The organism is Flavobacterium aquidurense (genome assembly GCF_001404985.1).
Classification (GTDB): Bacteria; Bacteroidota; Bacteroidia; order Flavobacteriales; family Flavobacteriaceae; genus Flavobacterium; species Flavobacterium aquidurense_B.
This window is the reverse complement of sequence record NZ_JRLF01000004.1, coordinates 18,201-40,096: the sequence shown is the minus strand read 5'-3', so window position 1 is coordinate 40,096 and position 21,896 is coordinate 18,201. Positions and strand designations below refer to the sequence as shown.

The 21,896-nt window shown below is 32.9% G+C and carries 21 protein-coding genes and 4 tRNA genes; 11 read left to right on the top strand and 14 right to left on the bottom strand.

From position 1 onward, the window contains the following. Positions 1–18 precede the first annotated feature (18 nt). The 3 genes from RC62_RS01140 to RC62_RS01130 all read right to left on the bottom strand — a co-directional run bounded on the left by RC62_RS01140 (position 19) and on the right by RC62_RS01130 (position 2,584). A complete protein-coding gene (locus tag RC62_RS01140; protein WP_055091763.1) occupies positions 19–918 on the bottom strand; it encodes a MerR family transcriptional regulator in 900 nt (299 codons plus the stop codon). Positions 919–993: 75 nt separating this feature from the next. Further along, the gene (locus RC62_RS01135) at positions 994–1,953 is read right to left on the bottom strand and encodes an ion channel (protein WP_055091761.1); all 960 of its coding nucleotides are present in this window, start codon (positions 1,951–1,953) and stop codon (positions 994–996) included. Between the two features lie 130 nt (positions 1,954–2,083). Next, positions 2,084–2,584 carry a tetratricopeptide repeat protein gene (locus tag RC62_RS01130; RefSeq protein ID WP_245176757.1) on the bottom strand — a complete coding sequence of 167 codons (501 nt, stop codon included), beginning with the start codon at positions 2,582–2,584 and terminating at the stop codon, positions 2,084–2,086. 299 nt (positions 2,585–2,883) lie between these two features. On the opposite strand from RC62_RS01130, the gene RC62_RS01125 reads away from it, so the two are divergent. Then, the gene (locus tag RC62_RS01125; protein WP_055091758.1) at positions 2,884–3,870 is read left to right on the top strand and encodes a hypothetical protein; all 987 of its coding nucleotides are present in this window, start codon (positions 2,884–2,886) and stop codon (positions 3,868–3,870) included. Between the two features lie 19 nt (positions 3,871–3,889). On the opposite strand, the gene RC62_RS01120 is transcribed toward RC62_RS01125, so the two are convergent. From RC62_RS01120 to RC62_RS01095, 6 genes are all read right to left on the bottom strand, one after another. Further along, the gene (locus RC62_RS01120; protein WP_245176756.1) at positions 3,890–5,554 is read right to left on the bottom strand and encodes a serine hydrolase domain-containing protein; all 1,665 of its coding nucleotides are present in this window, start codon (positions 5,552–5,554) and stop codon (positions 3,890–3,892) included. A 75-nt stretch (positions 5,555–5,629) separates the two neighbouring features. After that, a complete protein-coding gene (locus RC62_RS01115) occupies positions 5,630–6,442 on the bottom strand; it encodes a helix-turn-helix domain-containing protein (RefSeq protein ID WP_055091756.1) in 813 nt (270 codons plus the stop codon). A gap of 362 nt (positions 6,443–6,804) precedes the next feature. Beyond that, positions 6,805–6,877 (bottom strand) — tRNA-Lys (locus RC62_RS01110). Positions 6,878–6,892: 15 nt separating this feature from the next. After that, positions 6,893–6,978: transfer RNA gene (locus RC62_RS01105), tRNA-Leu, on the bottom strand. Positions 6,979–7,023: 45 nt separating this feature from the next. Next, positions 7,024–7,096, bottom strand: a tRNA-Lys gene (locus RC62_RS01100). 39 nt (positions 7,097–7,135) lie between these two features. Then, positions 7,136–7,208: transfer RNA gene (locus tag RC62_RS01095), tRNA-Lys, on the bottom strand. Between the two features lie 127 nt (positions 7,209–7,335). Between RC62_RS01095 and RC62_RS01090 the strand changes: the two genes are divergently transcribed. Next, on the top strand, positions 7,336–7,854 hold the full coding sequence (locus RC62_RS01090) for a shikimate kinase (RefSeq protein WP_055091754.1): 519 nt from the start codon (positions 7,336–7,338) through the stop codon (positions 7,852–7,854). On the opposite strand, the gene RC62_RS01085 is transcribed toward RC62_RS01090, so the two are convergent. Together RC62_RS01085 and RC62_RS01080 are read right to left on the bottom strand one after the other, a co-directional pair. Beyond that, complete coding sequence (locus RC62_RS01085) at positions 7,846–8,346, bottom strand: phosphoribosyltransferase domain-containing protein (RefSeq protein ID WP_055091752.1); 501 nt, start codon at positions 8,344–8,346, stop codon at positions 7,846–7,848. The two genes, RC62_RS01090 and RC62_RS01085, sit on opposite strands and share 9 nt — an antisense overlap. A gap of 91 nt (positions 8,347–8,437) precedes the next feature. Then, positions 8,438–8,827 (bottom strand): RNA-binding S4 domain-containing protein, encoded by a 390-nt coding sequence (locus RC62_RS01080; RefSeq protein WP_055091749.1) that lies wholly within the window; start codon positions 8,825–8,827, stop codon positions 8,438–8,440. Positions 8,828–8,906: 79 nt separating this feature from the next. Here RC62_RS01080 and RC62_RS01075 point away from each other — a divergent pair, with 79 nt between their 5' ends. After that, complete coding sequence (locus RC62_RS01075; RefSeq protein WP_055091747.1) at positions 8,907–10,097, top strand: FKBP-type peptidyl-prolyl cis-trans isomerase; 1,191 nt, start codon at positions 8,907–8,909, stop codon at positions 10,095–10,097. A gap of 195 nt (positions 10,098–10,292) precedes the next feature. Here RC62_RS01075 and RC62_RS01070 read toward each other — a convergent pair whose 3' ends face one another. The 3 genes from RC62_RS01070 to RC62_RS01060 form a co-directional block, all read right to left on the bottom strand. After that, positions 10,293–11,246: a transketolase family protein gene (locus tag RC62_RS01070; RefSeq protein ID WP_055091746.1), complete on the bottom strand. Its 954-nt coding sequence runs from the start codon at positions 11,244–11,246 to the stop codon at positions 10,293–10,295. Between the two features lie 80 nt (positions 11,247–11,326). Then, positions 11,327–12,178, bottom strand: coding sequence for a transketolase (locus RC62_RS01065; protein ID WP_055091744.1), 852 nt, complete (start codon positions 12,176–12,178; stop codon positions 11,327–11,329). Between the two features lie 253 nt (positions 12,179–12,431). Next, positions 12,432–12,752, bottom strand: a complete 321-nt coding sequence (locus RC62_RS01060) for a hypothetical protein (protein WP_055091742.1) — start codon at positions 12,750–12,752, stop codon at positions 12,432–12,434. 262 nt (positions 12,753–13,014) lie between these two features. Between RC62_RS01060 and tgt the strand changes: the two genes are divergently transcribed. The 8 genes from tgt (at position 13,015) to RC62_RS01015 (ending at position 21,675) form a co-directional block, all read left to right on the top strand. Further along, positions 13,015–14,145 carry a tRNA guanosine(34) transglycosylase Tgt gene (tgt, locus tag RC62_RS01055; protein ID WP_055091740.1) on the top strand — a complete coding sequence of 377 codons (1,131 nt, stop codon included), beginning with the start codon at positions 13,015–13,017 and terminating at the stop codon, positions 14,143–14,145. An 89-nt stretch (positions 14,146–14,234) separates the two neighbouring features. After that, on the top strand, positions 14,235–15,323 hold the full coding sequence (locus tag RC62_RS01050; RefSeq protein WP_055091738.1) for an LptF/LptG family permease: 1,089 nt from the start codon (positions 14,235–14,237) through the stop codon (positions 15,321–15,323). Further along, positions 15,310–16,197 carry a DMT family transporter gene (locus RC62_RS01045; protein WP_055091736.1) on the top strand — a complete coding sequence of 296 codons (888 nt, stop codon included), beginning with the start codon at positions 15,310–15,312 and terminating at the stop codon, positions 16,195–16,197. The genes RC62_RS01050 and RC62_RS01045 overlap by 14 nt, the downstream gene beginning before the upstream one ends. 112 nt (positions 16,198–16,309) lie before the next feature. Then, the gene (locus tag RC62_RS01040) at positions 16,310–17,263 is read left to right on the top strand and encodes an acetyl-CoA carboxylase carboxyltransferase subunit alpha (RefSeq protein WP_055091735.1); all 954 of its coding nucleotides are present in this window, start codon (positions 16,310–16,312) and stop codon (positions 17,261–17,263) included. A 141-nt stretch (positions 17,264–17,404) separates the two neighbouring features. Then, on the top strand, positions 17,405–18,949 hold the full coding sequence (dnaB, locus tag RC62_RS01035; protein ID WP_055091733.1) for a replicative DNA helicase: 1,545 nt from the start codon (positions 17,405–17,407) through the stop codon (positions 18,947–18,949). A gap of 137 nt (positions 18,950–19,086) precedes the next feature. Further along, positions 19,087–19,467 (top strand): hypothetical protein, encoded by a 381-nt coding sequence (locus tag RC62_RS01030; protein WP_055091730.1) that lies wholly within the window; start codon positions 19,087–19,089, stop codon positions 19,465–19,467. Between the two features lie 640 nt (positions 19,468–20,107). Further along, positions 20,108–20,899: a sensor histidine kinase gene (locus RC62_RS01020; RefSeq protein WP_055091726.1), complete on the top strand. Its 792-nt coding sequence runs from the start codon at positions 20,108–20,110 to the stop codon at positions 20,897–20,899. Positions 20,900–21,009: 110 nt separating this feature from the next. Further along, positions 21,010–21,675 carry a response regulator transcription factor gene (locus RC62_RS01015; RefSeq protein ID WP_055091724.1) on the top strand — a complete coding sequence of 222 codons (666 nt, stop codon included), beginning with the start codon at positions 21,010–21,012 and terminating at the stop codon, positions 21,673–21,675. Positions 21,676–21,896 lie beyond the last annotated feature (221 nt).

Here is a 21,896-nt window from a genome sequence, read left to right as displayed (position 1 = left end):
ACTTTAAACAAAATAATATTATAGCATACTAATTGTTTCTTCCATAGAATTGAAAATTTGTATTCTTTCAGATAATATTTTCGGATCAATGTGTTCGACCATGTTACCCATAAGCCAAATTTCATTATTTTTTTGAAGTAATTTTTGTCCCATAGTTTTTACATACTGGTTGATAACGCTTCTGTCCGGCTGAATTGTCATGAAAGATACAAACGTAATGTTCTCAAAATGTTTGGTCAGATCATGTAGGTTTTCTATTGGCATGCTTTCTCCCAGATATATGGTTTTATACCCGTGAGACAAAATTTCGTATTGCAGGTATAATAATCCTATTTGGTGAATTTCATTTAGAGGCAGCGAAAGCACAAAAATTCTATTGGTTTTTGTTGGTTTTTGTATTTGAAGGCTTTCTGTGTAAATTAATATTTTTTGTTTGATCAAATGACTCATAAAGTGTTCATTTGCCGGAGTTATGGTTTCTGATTGCCATAATAGTCCCAGCTCTTTCAACAAAGGGAGAAAATGATCTTTGAAAACTTCTTTGAATGATTTTTCAGAAATAAGCCAGTCAAAAGTATTAAAGAATATTTCCTGATCAAAATTCATCATTGCCATCTTAAAAGAAGTTATAGCATAGTTTTGAGAATTTCTTTTTGAAATGATTTCACGAACTAACTGAGGGATTTTTTCTTCTGGATAGGTTGCTATTTTAGAGATTTTATAACCGTATTCGTGTAATAAAGTAATATTTAAAAGCTTCTGTAAGTTTTGCAGGTTATACAGCCTGATGTTGGTGTCAGTACGCATTGGCTCCAGGATGTTGTATCTTTTTTCCCAGATACGAATGGTATGTGCTTTTATTCCTGATAAGTTTTCGAGATCTTTTATGCTGAAAACAGTTTTAATATTGTTTATCATTTACTGGCTATTTGGTGAACAAAAATAGGATAAAATCCGAAAATACGTTTACAACTTGATTAAAATGATAGATTGCTAGAAGTTTACGGATTGATAATGGTTTAATTTGTCTAAATGCAGGATCGTTTTAGAGCCATCTTTACTACGATTATACATGGTTTCGAATTTTGCCCCATAAATAATTTCGCCAAAAGTATAAGATGTTCTCGCAGCAACTGTATTGCTGTACATATTGTCAAAAGTGGTAATGAATACGAGTATTTCGCCTTGTACTTTTTTTAAGTCTTCCTCGCTAAAATTGTACAAAGGGCTCTCTTCGGTAATGGGGTGTACTAAGGTCCAGCTTAATGTAAGGGCATTTATCTTGCCTAGTTCAAGGTCCAGGTTGTAAAACTTAATAGTATGTTCGCCGTTATCTTCTACGCTCATTCCTAACATGACTTTAGCGCTAGCATCTGTAAAGTTGGTGTTTTTAAAAGGAACAACGCGTATCATAAGTCCTTTTCCTTCTTTATAGGGTGAAATTAAGGCGTTGTCTGCAAATTTTAAAAATGCTGTAGGTTTGCTGAATCTTCCAAAGAATAAACCTGTTGCAATGGCAAAACTTAATAAACCAATTAATGCTTCGGCAGAGGAAAGGGCACTTGTCAAAAAACCGGTTGGACTAATATGTCCGTAACCCACAGTGGTAAAGGTTTGTGCACTAAAAAAATAAGCCTGGCCAAATTGGGTTAGTATACTTTGAGATTGTGCAATGCCGTCAAGATGTTCAATCCCGATTGCATAATAAATAACAGCAAAAATAAAATTAATGACAATGTAAAAAATAAACAAAATAGACATGAATTTCCAGTTTGGCATATCTATCATAGTGTGATACCAGCTAATGCGGCGAAACAAATGCATACCTCTTTTTTCTACATTAGCTGTTCCGTCTTTGTTTACAAATCTTCCTCCGTAACTGTTTGCATTAGTTCCAAAACCTGAATTTTTATCAGTTTGTGCCTTTTGGTTTATTGTTTTTATAAGTGCCATTAAGATTTGGTTTAAGGGACAAAGTTAAGGATAAGTATTAGATGAAATTATAGCTGATTCTAATAAAAAAAAGCAATCTGTAAAATAGATATTTACAAATTGCTTTCATATTTAATAGCTTTAATTTTGTTTATTTACAAAACGTGGCTCTATTTTTAATGGCGCTCTGACTGCCTAATTCTATCGCTTTAGAAAAGTCTTTACATGCATTTTTGTTGTCTCCCATTTTATTATAAGCTAAACCTCTCAGGTTGTAAGCAATATAATCTTTTGGGTTTAAACCCAGTGATGAGGTGCAATCTTGTACAGTTTCCTGAAAGTTGTTTAGTTTGTAGTTTACATTTGCTCTGCCTGTAAATGCATCTGCATTCATGCTGTCTAAATCGATTGTTTTGCTAAAATCTGCCTGAGCACCTTTTAGGTCGTTTAGTTTAAATTTTGCAACGCCGCGATTTTGATATGCCTCTACAAATTTAGAATTCATGCCAATTGCTTTTGTATAATCAGCAATAGCGCCTTTGGTGTTACCTGCTTCGGCTTTTTTCATGGCCGTGTCAAAATAACCAGTTGCAGATTGAGCCCATGTAGAGCAAGTTATCATAATAAATGATACGAGTAATAAATTTTTCATAAACCAATTTGGGATTAGTTAGTAGGTTGATTAATTATGAGACGAATTTAGTAAAGTTTTGTTTTGCAACTCCTATTCTTTTGTAAAATAATGGTTAGTAATTAATTTTTTTTATTGACTAGATCCGGTCTTTTATTTAATTCATTTTCGGGTATAATTTCTTTTCTGCTGTAATATTTTGTGTAAATTTGATAGTATCTGGTTGCAATACAATATTATAATCAGTTAATTAAAGTATTGAAAATGATGTTTTCCTGTAATGAAACTTTTTAGTTATTAACCCCAAATTATTCAAAGGAATGAAGAAAAATTTTGCGATCGCATTTGGAGCTTTATATATGTTGTTTTTTGCAATTCCTTTTCCAATGCTTATATATTATGCTGTAAATAGCGAATTTGATGTCAATACGCTAAAGGATAAAAATCCCTGGCTCGCTTTAAGCATCCTTTCCATATCGGTTGTTCTTTGGTTAATTGTTTTGATTGGATATTTCAGAAAATGGATTGTTCAAATTTTTATTTCAAAAAGAAACATTGAGCAGTTAAAATCAAAAGGAATTGTTAAGGAAGCAAAAATTTTAAGCGTTGTTAAAACTTCTAAACCAGATGCGAAGTTTTCTACTTATGAGCTTGAATTGTTGTTTAAAAATCTGGCAGATACTGAAATTACAAGCAAAACAAGTATTACCGATGCTAAACCTCATGAACGACGTTTTGAAGTTGAAAAAAAAATAAATCTAATACTTAACAGAGATGCAGAAAAAGCTCCTCACTTTATTATTTCAACTACAGAAGTAGGTATAAATGGAATAAGGGTTTTAGGAATAGTATTGGGATGGTTGCTGTTTGTTGCTGCCGTAATTGGATATTATGCGTATTCATATCAAACGGAAAGTTTTGGTATGGGCTGGCGTTTTATCAGTTTTGGACATCCGTTGTTTGTTTGTCCTTTGGTTCTTTTGTTTTTTAGATATATTTTGAAATTTATTTACAGTAAACTAACGGATCTAAGCGGAGGCTCATCGCTGATTAAATTTAAAGGTGTAAAAACCTGGGCAAAATTAATTAAGGTGAGTCAAACCGGAATTTATATTAATGACCAGCCAGAAGTTCGTTTTGAACTCGAATACACAGATAATAAACAGGATGTTCATCGTAATAGTTTAAAGAAAGTTATTGGTTTGCTTGAACTCGATATTACAAAGCAGGAACAAATAGAAATTTTTTATCTGCCGGAAAATCCAAGTCAAATTGCTTTTTTTAGTGATTTAGAAAATATAGAGTAACGATGAAAAACTATGATTTTTATTTTAAGATTGCCGGCAATAAGTAATCGTGAACTATTTTATCAGCCTGAGGATGTCCGTAAGGTTTATTAAAAGCTTTTGAGGTAATTATAATAACAAGAGGTAAATCTTTGAAAATTATAAATTCATTTCCTCCATTTCCTGCGCAATAATAAGTTTCGTAATTTTTGTTGTTATAAGTAACAGTTTTGTTCCAGAATAAATAGCTGTAAAATTGATTGTCTCTCTCTGGAATCTTAATTTGCTTTGTAAAAGTTTTTTCTATCCATAATTTTGGGACTATTTGTTTGCTGTTCCACACACCGTTGTTTTTGTATAATTGAGCATATTTTGCATAATCCAGTGAGGTCATTTGTAGGCTTCCTGCTGTATTTACTACTTTTTGTGGTGTATATTGCCACTGATAATTTGTAATATTTAATTGTTTAAAGAGTTTTTGATCCGCATATTTTTCTAATCCGTCTGGGACATTTTTATCCAGGATATCTCCTAAAAGGATAACGCCTGCTGTAAAGTAATCCCATTTACCTCCATTTGTTTTTGTTGGGTCTGTAGGGAGATCCAGCGTAAATTTTACCCAGTTATCTGTAGGATACATGTTCTCCTCATTTCCGGGTGAATCGCTACGTGCATCAGAACCTTCAAATGAAGAACTCATACTGAGCAGGTCTTTTATTTTTATACTGTCTTTTTTCGTATCGTAATTTGTATATTGGCGTAAGTTATAAAACGAACTAAGTGTTTGGTTTTCGTTTTTAATATATCCGTCATTTATAGCGATGCCCATAAGTGTAGATGCAAAAGATTTTCCTGCAGAGCGAGTATCATGCAAAGTATTTCTGCCGGCATCATTAAAATATTCCTCTATCAAAAGTTTACCATCATAAATGGCAACGACGCTTGTTATATCTTTTAGATTATAAGAGGCTATTTCCTTGTTTAACATTTCGATTTTCTGACGATTAATTTCAAGATTAGAAATCTCCCATCCGCTATTGGGTAATATAGTCTGTATTGCGATTTGCTCTGCAGTTACTACAGGTGTTTTTATTATGAGTTTAATTTCTCCTTTGGCAATTAGATCTCCGGTTTTAATATCATTAATTTGATTAGTAATGATATAAGGTCTGATTTCAATTCTTAAAGTATGTGTTCCGTTTGTTAATGCCGTTTCGCCACCATTAAGTTTAAAACGATCCCACATATGCAATGCCCAGAGATTTTCAGGTTTAGAACTGGTAAGCGGAATTCTTAATGTTGTTGAGGTGTTTTTGCTGCTGCCGGATCCAAAATTACATCCTGAATTAATGTTGTCTTTGTATATAAATTTATTATCAATATAAAAAGAAAACTGAAGATTGCCCATTTTTATAAGTTCTTCAGCTGATAAATTGGGTTCCAGTTGATGTAAATAGTTTGTTATTGAGTTATCAAGAAAAATCCTGATATTAAGATTTGATTTGTATGTGAGATTGAAAGATCGAAGAAAATCAGATTTTTTATATTGCTCTAACGGAATGTTTCCATCCATGAAAGTGACTTTTCCAATGTTTGATTTATGTAGTTCGTTCGTTATTTCCTGAGGTTTAAAAAGATTAGTGGTCTGACCTGAGGCAATCAAATAAAAAAGGTTGATTATTAATAGAGATAATGTTCGCATCATTTTTTGATTAATAAGATTAAAAAGCAAAATTATTTGATAACCGGGATTAAAAATTGTACAGGATTAACATTTACATTATTTCATTAAAAGTAATTTTAAATGCGCAGAAGGATTTAATCCGTTTACCTCCCTGAAGCATCTCGTAAAATGGCTTTGATCTGAGAATCCGCATTCATAAGCGATTTCTGTTAATGATTGCTTTTGTAAAGACAGGAGGGAAAGCGCTTTTTCTACTTTTAACTTTCTCCTGTATTCGCTTAAAGTACAGCCAAAGTATTTAGAAAAATCCCTTGACAGGTGAACAGGGTGTATTCCGGCTATTTTAGATAAATAATCCAAAGAGATTGTATCTCCGGTCTGATCATGAAGAATCTCATCAATAAGCTGTACCCATTTTGGGTTTTTATAAAGCGATGTATTATTTTGTGTATTTAGTTTTGATAATATTTCTATTAGCAAAGTTTGTGCTGAAAAATCTATTGCAGAACCTTCAATTTTAGCAGCCCTGAAGATTTTATACATTAAAAACTTAATTTCCGGTTTAGAGATGTTAATGCTGCCTTGTAAATTATCATCTTTTAATGCTATGATGTCGAACCAATGTTTTTCGATTTCGAGATGAAAACCTCTTGTGAATCCGTCTGGTTTAATGTTGTAATGAGGTTCCTGCCAATTATGAAAAAGTAAACTTCCGGGAGTACAATTGTAGATTTCTTTTTTATTGCCCTCGATAACATTGCCTTCAAGAATAAAAGTAAAATAGGCATTCTCATGATAATGCCAATCTACCTTGCTGTGTGTGTAGACAGTATCTGTCAAGGTAATTCCGTCGAGAATAATTGTCTGATTGGTTTGTCCGTAAAATGTACCTTTTTTTAAATGTTTCATACAATCGCATTGATTTCCTTTTTGTGGGCAAGGATATTAAGTTCATTGTATTCGTTATAATGAATACAATGAACTTAATAACTATTAGATGTAATAAAATGAAAAATGTTACAGGAAAGATATGGATTTAATTAGTTTCGATCAGGATCGATAAAACCATCGGTTCTTGTTATACGATTGTCTAAAATAATAGGAAATATGAAAAAAGATAAAAAACACATTTTGTATTCTAACTTTTTGTTATCAAAGTGTGATTTGAAACTAATAAAATGTAAAGAATTCTCTAAAGAAGTTAAGTCTGCTGGTTCTGTATATAGTTAAAATAAAAAAAGGTCAAGTAAATGAATACTTGACCTTTTTTGTGACCCGACTGGGGCTCGAACCCAGGACCCCATCATTAAAAGTGATGTGCTCTACCAACTGAGCTATCGAGTCATTATTATTTTTCTCTGGTGACCACGGTGGGATTTGAACCCACACGCCCTTACGAGCACCACCCCCTCAAGATGGCAAGTCTACCGTTTCTCCACGTGGCCTAAAATGAAAAAGGTCAAGTAAATAAATACTCGACCTTATGTGTGTGACCCGACTGGGGCTCGAACCCAGGACCCCATCATTAAAAGTGATGTGCTCTACCAACTGAGCTATCGAGTCTTGCTATCAAGGAAAGTATTTTGTTAATCACAAATTTTGTGACCCGACTGGGGCTCGAACCCAGGACCCCATCATTAAAAGTGATGTGCTCTACCAACTGAGCTATCGAGTCATATTCTTTCCTTGAATGCGGGTGCAAATATAAGGAGTTATTTTTGATATTTGCAAGCTTATTTATTATAAATTTGTCTTTTTTTAATCAAAATTTACAACGTCTTAATTTTTAGGCTATTATTAAAATGAAAAAAATCATATTATTAGGATATATGGGTTGCGGAAAGTCAACAATTGCCCAAAACTTGTCAAAAAATACAAATATTCCCTTTCTCGATTTGGATAAATGCATCGAAAAAAAAGCAAATTTGTCAATAAATGAGATTTTCGAACAATTTGGAGAGATCTATTTTAGAAAATTAGAACACGAAATGTTTGTAGAATTACTTCAATCTTCAGAAAATAGTATAATAGGTTTAGGAGGAGGGACACCTTGTTATGCTAATAACCATGAATTACTAAAAAGAGACGATGTTACTTCTATTTATTTAAAAGCTTCAATCGATACTTTATATAATAGATTAATACATAATAAAAGCAATCGTCCGCTAATTGCTAATATGAATGAAGAAGAAATGAAAGAGTTTATTGCAAAACATTTATTCGACAGAAGCTATTATTATAACCATGCGCAACATAAAGTTGTGGTTGATAATAAAGCAGTCGAAGAAACGGTGGAGGATATATTAGAAATTTTAGCTTAAAAAGGCGTAATCATCGCCTTCTTCATCAAAAACAACCTGAACATGCTCTAATAAAGATGTTGATAAAGAGATTCCTTTAAAATCTGCTTTTACAGGATATTTTTTGTGATTTCTGTCTACAAGTACTGCTGTTTTGAATTTCTTTAGAGGAACGTCTAAGAAATGACGAACAGCATATATTAATGTAGTGCCTGAATTTAATACATCATCAACAAGCACTAAACCTTTGTTTTCGTACTCTTCTTTTGTTAATGATGTTTGTATAGGTAATTGTGGGTTTTGTTTGTCAACTCTGACTTCGCAAAGCGAAACCTTAAGAGTAGAGATGGTACTTAATGCAAGTGCAATTTTTTGGGCAAAAATAGATCCGTTAGAAGCGATTCCGGCAATTACAACTTCTTCTTCGTCAACAAAGGTCTCGTATATTTGATATGCAATACGTTTTATTTTATGTTCGATTTCCTGATTTGTTAAGATGATGTTTTTGCTCATGATTTATTTTTTTGCTAATTTACAAATAAGAATTTTAGATTATAGTCTTTAGAATTTAGATTTTTTGAATTGGAATTTGAAAAATTGAATTTTAATTCTCGTCTTCTTCCTCAATAATATCCTCACCATATTCGTCAATATCTCTACGATCTTTTTTGGTAGGTCTTCCGGTACCGGTTTTACGATAATGCTCTTTTGATAGTTTTAGAAGTTCTAAATGCGCATAGGCTTCTGCGGGTGTTTCATTTTTTCTGTATATATCGACAAGTTTTGCTCCCACACGACTTTCCGGAATGTCGAGTACGGTTATGATTTGTGTAATCTGGTCTTTTCTAAAAGTAATTTTATCAGTAGGGAAAACCTCTTTTGATGGTTTTGCAACTTGCCCATTTACAGTAATATGATTTTTTTTGCACGCTTCTGTAACCATGTTTCTGGTTTTGTAATAGCGAACGCACCAGAGGTATTTATCTATTCTCATAATTTTTCTAAAATCAAAGTTAAATTCTTTACAAAAATAAATCAATATTGTATCTTGCGCACCTAAAAAATTAACAATAATGAATAAATTTAAATATTATTTTATTTTATTGCTTGCCGGCATTTCTTTGGTTTCTTGTAATAAAAGTGATGATGATAATGTGGTGACTGTTCCTTTAAGAGATTATGCAGTACAATATAAAGCAGATAATGATTCTATTGAAAAATATTTAAAGACTAATTATATCACCGTTACAAATAGTCCCGGTACTCCGCAAGATCAGGATGTAGTGATAAAAAAAATAGTTGCTGGTGATGGGAATGTTTCAATTTGGGACCAGGGAACTTATAAGTTGACCTCAAGAAACGTATATAGTAATGATATTACTTATAAAGTGTATTACTTAATTTTAAGAGAGGGAACAGGTAGTGCTCCAACTAATACAGATAAGATTGTAGCATCTTATACTGGAAATTTATTAAATAATACAGTTTTTGATAGTTCATATGGAATTGGAACTACATTTAATTTGTTTCCTTATTCTAATGAAGGATCAGTAATAGAAGGCTGGTCAGAAATTTTTCCTAAATTCAAAACAGGTTCTTCAACAACAGATCCTGGCAGTGGGGTTATTTCGTATAAGGATTTTGGTGCAGGGGTTATGTTTCTGCCTTCAGGTTTGGCGTATTATGCTGACTCAAAAGGAACTATCCCGTCTTACTCTCCAATAGTTTTTAGTTTTAAATTATTTGATCTTCAAAGAATGGATAATGAATATACTATTTCTGCCAGTACAGGCGGCAGAGTATTTCTTGGAGATGGCGTTCCTGATTATTTAGAAGATATAAATGGCGATGGTTATCTTTATGATTTTAGGGATAAAACCAAATATCCTAATCCACCGGCTGAATTAGTAGATGATACTGATAAAGATGGTGTTGCAGATTTTGTAGATTTTGATGATGACGGAGATGGTTTTACAACCAGATTTGAGCTTACTAAGCCAACAAGTGAAACTGGTATTGTAAATGGGTTTAATTATGGGGCAAGATTATATTATCCTTGGGAACCTTTAGTAGATAATCCTAATACTCCTAATACAGATGAGACAGAGCCTAGAGGAATTCCAAGAAGACCAACGGGAGCACTTGCAGATCCTACAAAACCGGAATCAGCTACTAATGTTAGGAAATATATAGAAACAGATTATACAGATAATCCAAGATTAAGAATTCATCTTGATAATACATATCCTATCAAACAGAATTAAAATTTGAATTGAAAATATAGAAAACCTCGAAAATAACTTTCGAGGTTTTTTTATGCTCTTTTTTAATAGCTTCTAGAGGAATTTATAGCAAATTGTAAAAAGACATGTTGTTAAGTAAAAGAACGTCAGGTCTGAATATAAAAAAACCTCGAAATTGCTTTCGAGGTTTTTTCTATAAAGTAAGAAAATCGTAAATTATTTTCTTTTGATAACTCTTTCTACAGCTTCAACAATCGCCTGATTGTTTAGTTTGTATTTTTCCATTAATTGTTCCGGAGTTCCAGATTCACCAAAACTATCATTTACAGCAACAAACTCTTGTGGCGCTGGATTGTTTAAAGCTAATACTCTTGAAACGCTTTCTCCAAGACCGCCAAGAATGTTATGCTCTTCTGCAGTTACAACACATTTAGTTTTTGCTAATGATTTTAGAATCGCTTCTTCGTCAAGAGGTTTAATAGTGTGAATGTTGATTACTTCGGCAGAAATTCCTTTTGCTTCAAGCGCTTCAGCAGCAATAAGAGCTTCCCAAACCAAGTGTCCTGTTGCTACGATTGTAACATCAGTTCCTTCGTTTAATAAAATTGCTTTTCCAATTACGAAAGGCTCGTCAGCAGGAGTAAAGTTAGGTACTACCGGACGGCCAAAACGTAAATAAGCCGGACCATGATGATCTGCTAATGCTAATGTAGCTGCTTTAGTCTGGTTGTAATCACAAGTATTGATTACGGTCATTCCAGGTAACATTTTCATTAAACCAATATCTTCAAGAATTTGGTGAGTTGCTCCGTCTTCTCCTAATGTTAAACCAGCGTGAGAAGCACAGATTTTCACGTTTTTATCAGAATAAGCAACAGATTGACGGATTTGATCGTAAACCCTTCCTGTAGAGAAGTTTGCGAAAGTTCCAGTAAAAGGAATTTTTCCTCCAATAGTTAAACCAGCAGCAATACCAATCATATTTGCTTCTGCAATACCAATTTGGAAAAAACGTTCAGGATGATTTTTTTTGAAATCATCAAATTTCAATGAACCAATTAAATCAGCACAAAGTGCTACTACTTTTTCGTTTTTTTGACCTAATTCAGTCATTCCTGCTCCAAAACCAGAACGGGTATCTTTACTTCCTGTATTTGTGTATTTTTTCATTTTTGTCTTTTATGAGATGCTGAGTTTCTAAGTGATCAGTTTTCTAAGCTGAATACTGAACGCTGAGACTGAACACTTTTTTAATAGTCGATTTGATCTGCAGAATAGTTTTGAGCTAAAGCACTTGCCAATTGATCATTGTTAGGTGCTTTACCGTGCCATGCATGAGTGTGCATCATGAAATCAACACCGTTACCCATTTCAGTATGTAATAAAATACAAACTGGTTTTCCTTTTCCTGTTCTTGATTTCGCATCATTTAATCCGGCTAAAATTGCATCGATATTATTTCCTTCAGCAATTTCTAAAACATCCCAGTCAAAAGCTTCAAATTTAGCACGAATACTTCCCATTGCTAAAACTTCGTCAGTTGTACCATCAATTTGTTTTCCGTTTACGTCTACAGTTGCAATAAGGTTGTCTACTTTTTTAGCAGAAGCATACATAATAGCTTCCCAGTTTTGACCTTCTTGTAATTCACCATCTCCGTGCAAAGTGTAAATTAAGTGATTATCACCATTTAATTTTTTTGCTTGTGCAGCACCAAGAGCTACAGATAAACCTTGTCCTAATGAACCAGAAGCCATACGAACTCCAGGCAATCCTTCATGAGTAGTTGGATGTCCTTGTAAACGTGAGTTTAATAATCTAAAAGTTGCAAGTTCTGAAACAGGGAAATAACCGCTACGTGCTAATACGCTATAAAATACGGGAGAAATATGACCATTTGAAAGGAAGAAAATATCTTCTCCAATTCCGTCCATATCAAAACCTTCTTTGCGCTCCATAATGTTTTGGTACAGAGTTACCAAAAATTCAGTACAACCTAGTGAACCACCTGGGTGACCTGAGTTGACAGCATGTACCATTCGAAGAATATCTCTTCTTACTTGGATAGTTAAATCGCTTAATTGTTGTGTGTTAGGCTTCATTTTATGTGTAAAAGTTAAACTGGTGCAAAAGTAATTTTTATTTTGCGGGCTGACAAATGATTTTTCGCTTTAGTTTGATGTAATTGTTAAATTATGCGCCTTTTTTTATTGGTTTAGAAAAAAAGTCTGAGGTCTTGTTGATAGTATATAAAAGTTTTGCCACAGATTAACGAATTAAAGTGATTTAAAAAATCATTCTAATCCCGTAATCTGTGGCAAAAAATAAATTTGTAAAAATTTGTGGCAAAAAGGGTTATTCAGTATCTCCTTCACTATAGAAGTTGTTTTCTTCGTCTTCTGAACCAATTTCTTCTTGTTCGTCATCAAGCTCTGAACCGGGAATGTCTAGATCGTTTCCAAGTTTGTCGCTATTTTGTTTCCATTCGTTATTGTTACTGTCAGGATTTATAATCCTTTCGCCTGATATTCCTTCAGGATCGATGTCTTCCAGTTTATCCTCATTATTATAGATGTCTTCTGATGCGGGATAATCTAGTTGTTCCAGATTTTTCTCGATTTGATCATCCTTAATCTGATCTAAATCTACAGGATTTTTTTCTTCTGAATTTATCATGGTTTCTAATTTTAAAGTGTTTGATAAAGTTAGTCAATCCAGGACTTTGCATTGTTACATTTTTAAAGTAAGGATATTGCAGTATTCACATTATTAACCTAAAACCGAATTTTTTAGATCTCAAATACCAAAGTTATTTCTTTCAGTTTTTTGTTTTTTTTAGGTCAGTTATCAGAATCATTATCTAATTTTCTAATTGACAAATTATCTAATTAAATTTTCCTCAAATTAGCCTATCTTTGCCGACTGAAAAAAGAAACAGATGAAGTTTGATTTATTAAAAAAAGATCCGCAATCTAAAGCGAGAGCGGGAAGTATTACTACAGATCACGGCGTAATCGAAACGCCTATTTTTATGCCTGTCGGGACGGTAGCATCTGTAAAAGGAGTACACCAGCGTGAACTTAAAGAAGATATTAATCCGGATATTATTCTGGGAAATACATATCATTTATATTTACGTCCGCAGACTGAAATTCTTGAGAAAGCCGGAGGATTACATAAATTTATGAATTGGGATCGTAATATTTTGACCGATTCTGGTGGATATCAGGTTTATTCTCTTTCAAATAATAGAAAAATTAAGGAAGAAGGAGTAAAGTTTAAATCTCATATTGACGGTTCATATCACTTTTTTTCACCGGAAAGTGTAATGGAAATTCAACGTACAATTGGTGCTGATATTATCATGGCTTTTGATGAATGTACGCCTTATCCTTGTGATTACAGATATGCACAACGATCAATGCACATGACTCACCGCTGGTTGGACCGTTGTATCAATCATCTTGATAAAGTACCTTATAAATATGGATATGAACAAACTTTTTTTCCAATTGTTCAGGGAAGTACTTATAAAGATTTGCGTCAGCAATCTGCTGAATATATTGCCAATTCAGGACAACAAGGTAATGCCATTGGAGGTTTGTCAGTAGGGGAACCTGCTGAAGAAATGTATGCAATGACCGAAGTTGTTTGTGAAATTTTACCAGAAGATAAACCGCGTTATTTAATGGGAGTAGGAACTCCTATAAACATTTTAGAAAATATCGCGCTGGGAATTGATATGTTCGATTGCGTTATGCCAACACGTAATGCCAGAAATGGTATGTTGTTTACCGCAAACGGAACAATAAATATCAAGAATAAAAAATGGGAAGCTGATTTTTCGCCAATAGATGAAATGGGACATACTTTTGTAGACACAGAATATACAAAAGCATATCTACGCCATTTATTTGCTGCCAATGAGTATTTAGGAAAACAAATTGCAACGATTCATAATCTTGGTTTTTATATGTGGTTGGTTCGTGAAGCCAGAAAACATATCTTAGCAGGAGATTTTAGACCATGGAAAGAAATGATGGTTAAAAATATGAGTCAAAGACTTTAAAATATAGTTTCAAGTTTGAGGTTTCAAGTTTCAAGTTCTCGACAGAACCTGAAACTTGAAACCTCAAACAAAACAAACAAAAGAAATATATGCTGACGATAATAGATAAGTATATTTTAAAAAGATATTTAGCCACTTTCTCGGTGATGATCTTATTATTTATTCCGATTGGAATTGTAATTGACGTCTCTGAAAAGGTGAATAAAATGTTAGAAAACAAGATTCCTTTTAGTGCAATTGCGATTTATTATTACAACTTTACCGTTTATTTTGCCAACTCATTGTTTCCGATATTCTTGTTTTTATCGGTGATATGGTTTACATCAAAACTGGCTAATAATACTGAAATTATTGCAATTTTAAGTTCGGGGATTTCATTTACCCGTTTTTTAAGACCTTATATTATTGGCGCTTCAATCGTTTCTGTATTCGTGCTTTTAATGGGATTTTTTATTGTTCCTGCTGCCAGTGAAGGTTTTAATAATTTTAGGTATACTTATTTAAAAGGAAATGGAAAACAGCTGATGCGCGGTGAAAACACTAACGTATACAGACAAATTAATGATAACGATTTTATCTTCGTGAATAGTTTTAATGAAGAGTCTAAAACAGCTTTTAATTTTACATTGGAACATTTTGAAAAAGATCAATTAACATATAAAATTACTGCAAGCCGTATCAAATGGGATCCTAAAAAGAAGATCTATATTTTGTATGATTATACAAAAAGAACACTTGGTGAACTAAATGATAAGATCGAGAAAGTTCCTGAAAAAAATGTGGCTTTCAAGTTTGAATTGGCAGATTTAACTCCTGTGGTTTATATTGCAGAAACACTTCCGTTAGGTAAATTGATCGATTTTATTGAAAAAGAGCGTAAAAGAGGTTCAGGAAATATTAATACCTATTTAGTGGTACTTTATAAAAAGTACAGTGTGCCGGTTTCCGCTTTTATTCTAACTATTATTGCCGTAGCAGTTTCTTCAATGAAACGTCGTGGAGGTATGGGAACCAATCTTGCTATTGGTATCGCAATTGCTTTTTCATTCGTGTTTTTTGATAAAATATTTGGTACTCTTGCCGAAAAATCTACTTTCTCACCTTTATTAGCTGTTTGGTTTCCGAATATTGTTTTCGGAATTTTAGCAGTGTACTTACTACGTAATGCGAAACGATAATTTAAAAAGTTATTTAAACCTTCATTTAATTGTGTTTATCTGGGGTTTCACTGCTATTCTTGGAGCTTTGATAACAATTGATGCCGAAAATTTAGTTTGGTTCAGGATGCTTCTTGCCGGAGTTTTTCTGGCTGCTTTTATAGTGTACAAAAAGAAATCTTTTATTATTTCTGCCACATCTTTTGCAAAATTAATTTTCGTGGGATTATTGATTGCATTGCATTGGATATTCTTTTTTAGGGCCATTCATGTTTCAAATGTTTCGATAACACTTTCTATATTTTCATTGGGGGCATTTTTTGCTTCTTTATTAGAGCCGCTTTTTTATGGAAGAAAGATATTGTGGTACGAAGTTTTTTTTGGACTTATTATTATAGCCGGTCTGGCATTAATTATGCAGGTAGAGGTAAAGTACCTGCATGGGATGTATTATGCATTAGCTTCGATCATTCTTGGTGTTTTGTTTACCTTAATGAATGGCAAACTGATTTCTGACCATGAACCGTCAGTTATTACCTTTTATGAGTTTGGAGCAGGAGTTTTCTTTATTTCGATTTATTTTTTAGTACAAGGAAAATTCAATGCAGATTTCTTTACCATGTCATTAAATAATTGGATTTTATTACTTGTATTAGCTTCGGTTTGTACTGCCTATGCATTTACAGCTTCGGTTAAAGTAATGCAAAAATTAACGCCTTATACGGTGATGTTAACGACTAATTTAGAGCCGGTTTACGGAATTATGCTGGCTTATTTTATACTGGGCGGAAAAGAAAAAATGAGTACTGAATTTTATATTGGCGCTTTGATAATTGTAATTACAGTTATCTTAAATGGCGTTTTTAAACATTATAAAAATAAGAAAGAAGTGTAATAATTTCCTTATTTTTAAATTACATTTTTATATTTTAAATACGATTTAATCACACCAATGATATAATATTTTTATATTTGCGGTTCGATTTACAAACAAAATTCAAAAATCCATGGAATATTTAGATTTTGAGCTTCCAATAAAAGAACTTGAAGAGCAATTACAAAAGTGTGTTATAATTGGACAAGAATCTGATGTTGATGTAACACCAACCTGCAAGGAAATCAACAAAAAATTAGAACAAACTAAGAAAGAAATATACAAAAACCTTACAGCTTGGCAACGAGTTCAGCTATCAAGGCATCCAAACAGACCTTATACTTTAGATTATATCAGAGCAATTTGCGGAGATACATTTTTAGAACTTCATGGAGACAGAAATTTTAAAGATGATAAAGCTATGGTTGGCGGACTAGGAAAAATAAACGGTCAGTCGTTTATGATCGTTGGTCAGCAAAAAGGCTTTAATACAAAAACACGTCAGTACCGTAATTTTGGTATGGCAAATCCTGAAGGATACCGTAAAGCTTTGCGTTTGATGAAAATGGCAGAGAAATTTGGAATTCCGGTTTTAACTTTAGTAGATACCCCGGGTGCATATCCAGGTCTTGAAGCCGAAGAAAGAGGACAGGGAGAAGCTATTGCCAGAAATATTTTTGAAATGGTTCGCTTGCAAGTACCAATTATCACGATTATCGTTGGTGAAGGTGCTTCTGGAGGAGCTTTAGGAATAGGTGTTGGTGATAAAGTATATATGTTAGAGAATACTTGGTATTCTGTAATTTCGCCAGAATCATGCTCTTCTATTTTATGGAAAAGCTGGGAGTACAAAGAACGTGCTGCTGATGCTTTAAAATTGACTTCATCTGATATGAAGAAACAAAAATTAGTTGATGATGTAATTCCGGAACCACTGGGCGGAGCACACTATGACCGTGAAACTACTTTTAAAACGGTTGCCGAATACATTACTAAAGGATATAACGAATTGAAAGACTTATCAACAGCCGACTTAATTGCCCAAAGAATGGACAAATACAGTAATATGGGCGAATATAAAGAGTAAATTCTTACAAGAGTAATTTAAAATCCGAAGCCTTATCGTTTCGGATTTTTTTTTGGTTATGAACAAACAGATCCTATTTATAAACAATTAATAGTTATAACTCGATAGCGATTTTTTTTTAAAATTTGCTACTTTCGCTATATGGAAAATTTCAAAAATATAAATCCTGTAAAGGTAGATAAAACCACAATCATTAGTTTAGAAAAAGGGAAACTTCCTCCGCAAGTACTTGATTTAGAAGAAGCTGTGCTTGGGGCAATGATGATTGATAAAAAAGGGGTAGATGATGTAATTGATATTTTGCAGGCTGATGCTTTTTACAAAGATGCACACAAATTTATTTTTGAAGCAATCGTTCAGCTTTTTACCGACACGCAGCCAATTGACTTGCTGACAGTTTCGGCCCAGTTGAAAAAGAATGGAAAATTAGATTTGGCAGGTGGAGATTTTTATTTAATTCAGCTTACACAAAAAATTGCGTCTTCAGCGCACATTGAATTTCACTCGCGTATTATTCTTCAGAAATTTATTCAAAGAAGTTTGATTCGTATTTCGTCTGAAATTATCGAAGCATCTTATGATGAAACCACAGATGTATTTGATTTGCTTGATCAGGCCGAGTCAAAATTATATGAAGTTACACAAGGAAATATAAAACGTAGTTCTGAAACTGCACAAAGTTTAGTTTTGCAGGCTAAGAAACGTATCGAAGAAATTTCTAAACAAGAAGGATTGAGCGGTGTTGAAACTGGGTTTACTAATTTAGACAAGCTGACTTCCGGATGGCAGCCTAGTGATTTAATTATCATTGCAGCAAGGCCGGCGATGGGAAAAACTGCGTTTGTACTTTCAATGGCGAGAAATATTGCCATTGATTTTGGACATGCGGTAGCGTTGTTCTCTCTGGAGATGGCTTCGGTTCAGTTGATTACGAGGTTGATTTCATCAGAAACAGGACTTTCATCAGAGAAATTACGTACTGGTAAGTTAGAACCTCATGAATGGACGATGCTGAGTACCAAAGTTAAAAACTTAGAAAAAGCACCTTTGTTTATTGATGATACACCATCACTTTCGATTTTCGATTTAAGAGCAAAATGTCGTCGTTTGGTTTCACAGCACGGTATTAAAATTATTATTGTAGATTATTTGCAGTTGATGACTGCAGGTGGAAATAGTAAAGGAGGAGGAAATCGTGAGCAGGAAATTTCTACAATTTCCCGAAACTTAAAAGCTTTGGCAAAAGAGTTAAACGTTCCGGTAATTGCACTGTCTCAGTTATCGCGTGCCGTTGAAACCCGTGGATCAAGTAAACGTCCATTACTGTCGGATCTTCGTGAATCCGGAGCAATCGAGCAGGATGCTGATATTGTTTCGTTTTTGTACCGACCGGAATATTACAAAATCGACGAATGGGATGATGATGAAGCTTCACCAACCGCAGGTCAGGCTGAAATTATGATTGCCAAACACCGTAATGGTGGTATCGAAAACGTTCGTTTAAAATTTCTTGGACATCTTGGTAAATTTGATAACCTTGATGATTTTTCAGGTAATTATGATGATTTGCCGTCTAAAATGAATCACGACGAAAATCCATTCATAACTAAAAATCTGCCTTCGGCAAATGAAGCCTTTGGAAGTAATTTAAATGATGACGATGACGATAGCGATGTCCCATTTTAATAAAATAATGAAAGCCTCTTTATGAGGCTTTTTTTTCTGCCTTTTTGTTAATATTTTCTGATAAAAATTCAGTAGTTTAGCAAAACAATTGTCTGATGGCAATTGAATATTAACGTAACCAAAAACAAATTTATATTATGGCAGAAGAAAAATTTCCAGGAAAAATTGAAATCGGATTATCAACAGGTGAAACATGGACGAGAAAATACAGAGACTCTAAAGATGAAGAATCCAAAAAGAAAATTGACTCTTATCTAATCCCTTTAGAAAGTTTAGAAGCAGTTTTAAGACTGAAAAAAACTTTAGAGATTGATGCAGTTCGTGCCTATATTGGACTAAACGAACTGGGAGAACAAAATCTTATATTTGTTGGAACCAAACTAGACGAAAAAACTGGAATTTATAAAGATGTTTTTGCAAAAGGTGAATCCGAAGAAAATGGTGGAGGAGATGTTGTTTACGACGGTTCTCGTCCTTGTCCTCCTTATGGTGATCCGGGTAGCCCGATGAGTGAATAGAGATGGATGATCTTTTAATATATTCAGGTTATTTTGTCCTCTTAATTAATCTGATTTTATATACATTTAGCTTTTTCCATCAGGAAAAAGCTAATGTTTTTTTTATGGTTTATTTAGTTTTCATTTTTATAATTCAATTTATAATGGAGATTATGTATTACCTGCATATGAATAATTTATTTGCAATTAATCTTTTTTTTGTTGGGCAAATGATTTTTTTGGGCTTGTTTTATGAATCTATTTTGAAAACTAAAAAGCAAAAATTTTTCGTAAAGCTTGTTATCACTTCCATTTTATTGGTTTTGTTTGTTCAGTATTTTATAGAGCCAGATCAATTTTTAAAATTTAATCTATTTGAAATTACACTTACTTCTTTGTCGATTGTAGTTTTTGCCTTGTTGCATTTTTATAATATGTTATCAGATAAAAAAGAATATTACTATTACACAATAGGAGTTGTTTTTTATCTGCTTACCAGTACAGTTTTGTATTTAGTTGGCAATCTTACTTCGAATTTAGGCGATGATTTAAAATATTTGAGTTGGAGACTAAATGCTTTTTTAATTCTTATGTATTATCTTTTTATTTTATATGAATGGAAAGTTAGTTTTAAATCCAAGAAAGAAATTAATACTTATCTATGAGTGTAAGCCCCGTTTATGAGAAAGAAATAGTCGCCATAATTTTATACACATCTTGTTTTTTTATGGTTGTGGCTGTTTTTTTAGTTGCTTTTTTTTATTTTTCCAGGAAAAAAATTATTCAGAAAGAATTAGAAAAACGGGATTTAGAGATTCAGTATCAAAAAGAACAATTACATGCCGTTATTTTTACGCAGGAAGAAGAGCGAAAACGAATTGCTCAGGACCTTCATGACGATATTAGTTCTAAGCTTAACATTGTTTCATTAAATTCTCATTTGCTCTCTTCTCCAAATTTAACAGAAGACGAAACAAAAGAGATCACAGAGAATATCATAAATCTAACAGCAAAAGCTTTAGAAAATTCGCGAAAAATTGCTCATAACTTATTGCCTCCTGTTTTTGAAAAATTTGGTTTGAATGCTGGTGTCGAAGAGTTATGTGAAGAATTTGAAAGCAGCAAATCAGTAAAAGTAAATTACGAAAACGAAATTGATTTTGATGAGCAGGACATTAATCGTCACTTACATGTTTTTAGGGTTCTGCAGGAACTAATGAATAACTCTTTACGTCACGGAAAAGCATCTGAAATTTGGATTAGTTTTAAAAATGAGAACGAAATCAATAGTTGTAATTACAGGGATAATGGAGTAGGTTTTGATAATCAAAATGCTGAAAATCAAAAAGGATTAGGGATGAAAAATATTGATAGCCGTATCTCTTTTTTGGATGGAACTATAAAAATAAACTCTGAAATTGGCAAAGGTATAGCTGTAATTTTTACTTTTTAAGTTAAAATACCAAATAAATGGTGTCTGAACCCAATATATTAGGATTCTTAGCTCTTTTTTTGCTTCATATTTTGTAATTTCGACAAACCAAACGACCAAAATCAAACTAAATGAGTGCCGCTATTAAAATTGCTTTAGTCGATGACGAAGTTTTATTCCGGAAAGGAATATCTTTTTTATTGCAAAGAGAAGATAATATCGATATTATTTTTGAAGCATCAAACGGAGAAGAACTTCTTTCAAATTTAGATAATATCGAAATTAAACCTGATATTATTGTAATGGATTTGAAAATGCCTGTTTTAAATGGCGTAGAAGCCACTAAAATTATCAGAAAATCATTTCCGGATATTAAAATAATAGCTTTAACAAGTTATGATACCAAATCATTTATTGCCAATATGATTCAGGTTGGGGCTGTTGCTTATTTAATAAAAAATACTACCCCAAAAGATTTGATCAATACCATTAATCAAGTTGCAAGAAAAGGATTTTATTACAATGAAAATGTTTTAAAAACAATACAGGAAACCATTATTTCGACTAAAAATTCTAAAGGAAACTTAGAAACAGGTTTTCTTTCTCAACGCGAAATAGAAATCCTGCAACTTATTTGCCAGCAAAAAACTACTTCAGAAATTGCTGAGCATCTCTATTTAAGTCCCAGGACCGTAGAAGGACACCGCAACAATTTATTGCTAAAAACAGAATCCAGGAATATTGCCGGATTAGTCGTATATGCAATTCAAAATGAAATTGCCGTATTGACAATTTAAAACTAGCTTGTTAAAAACTGAATTGATAATACATAATACAAAATAATAGTCAGTACAAGAACGCATAATCCTATTTTTCGCATCATATTTATTTCTTTTGGTTGGTTATTACTATTGTTAAACTTCATAGTTTTGGTTTGTAATTGATTAGTTTGATGATCAGGGGTAACAAATGTAAGAATAATAGGTTTTTATAAAGCACGTGTTTTTACGTGATTTTG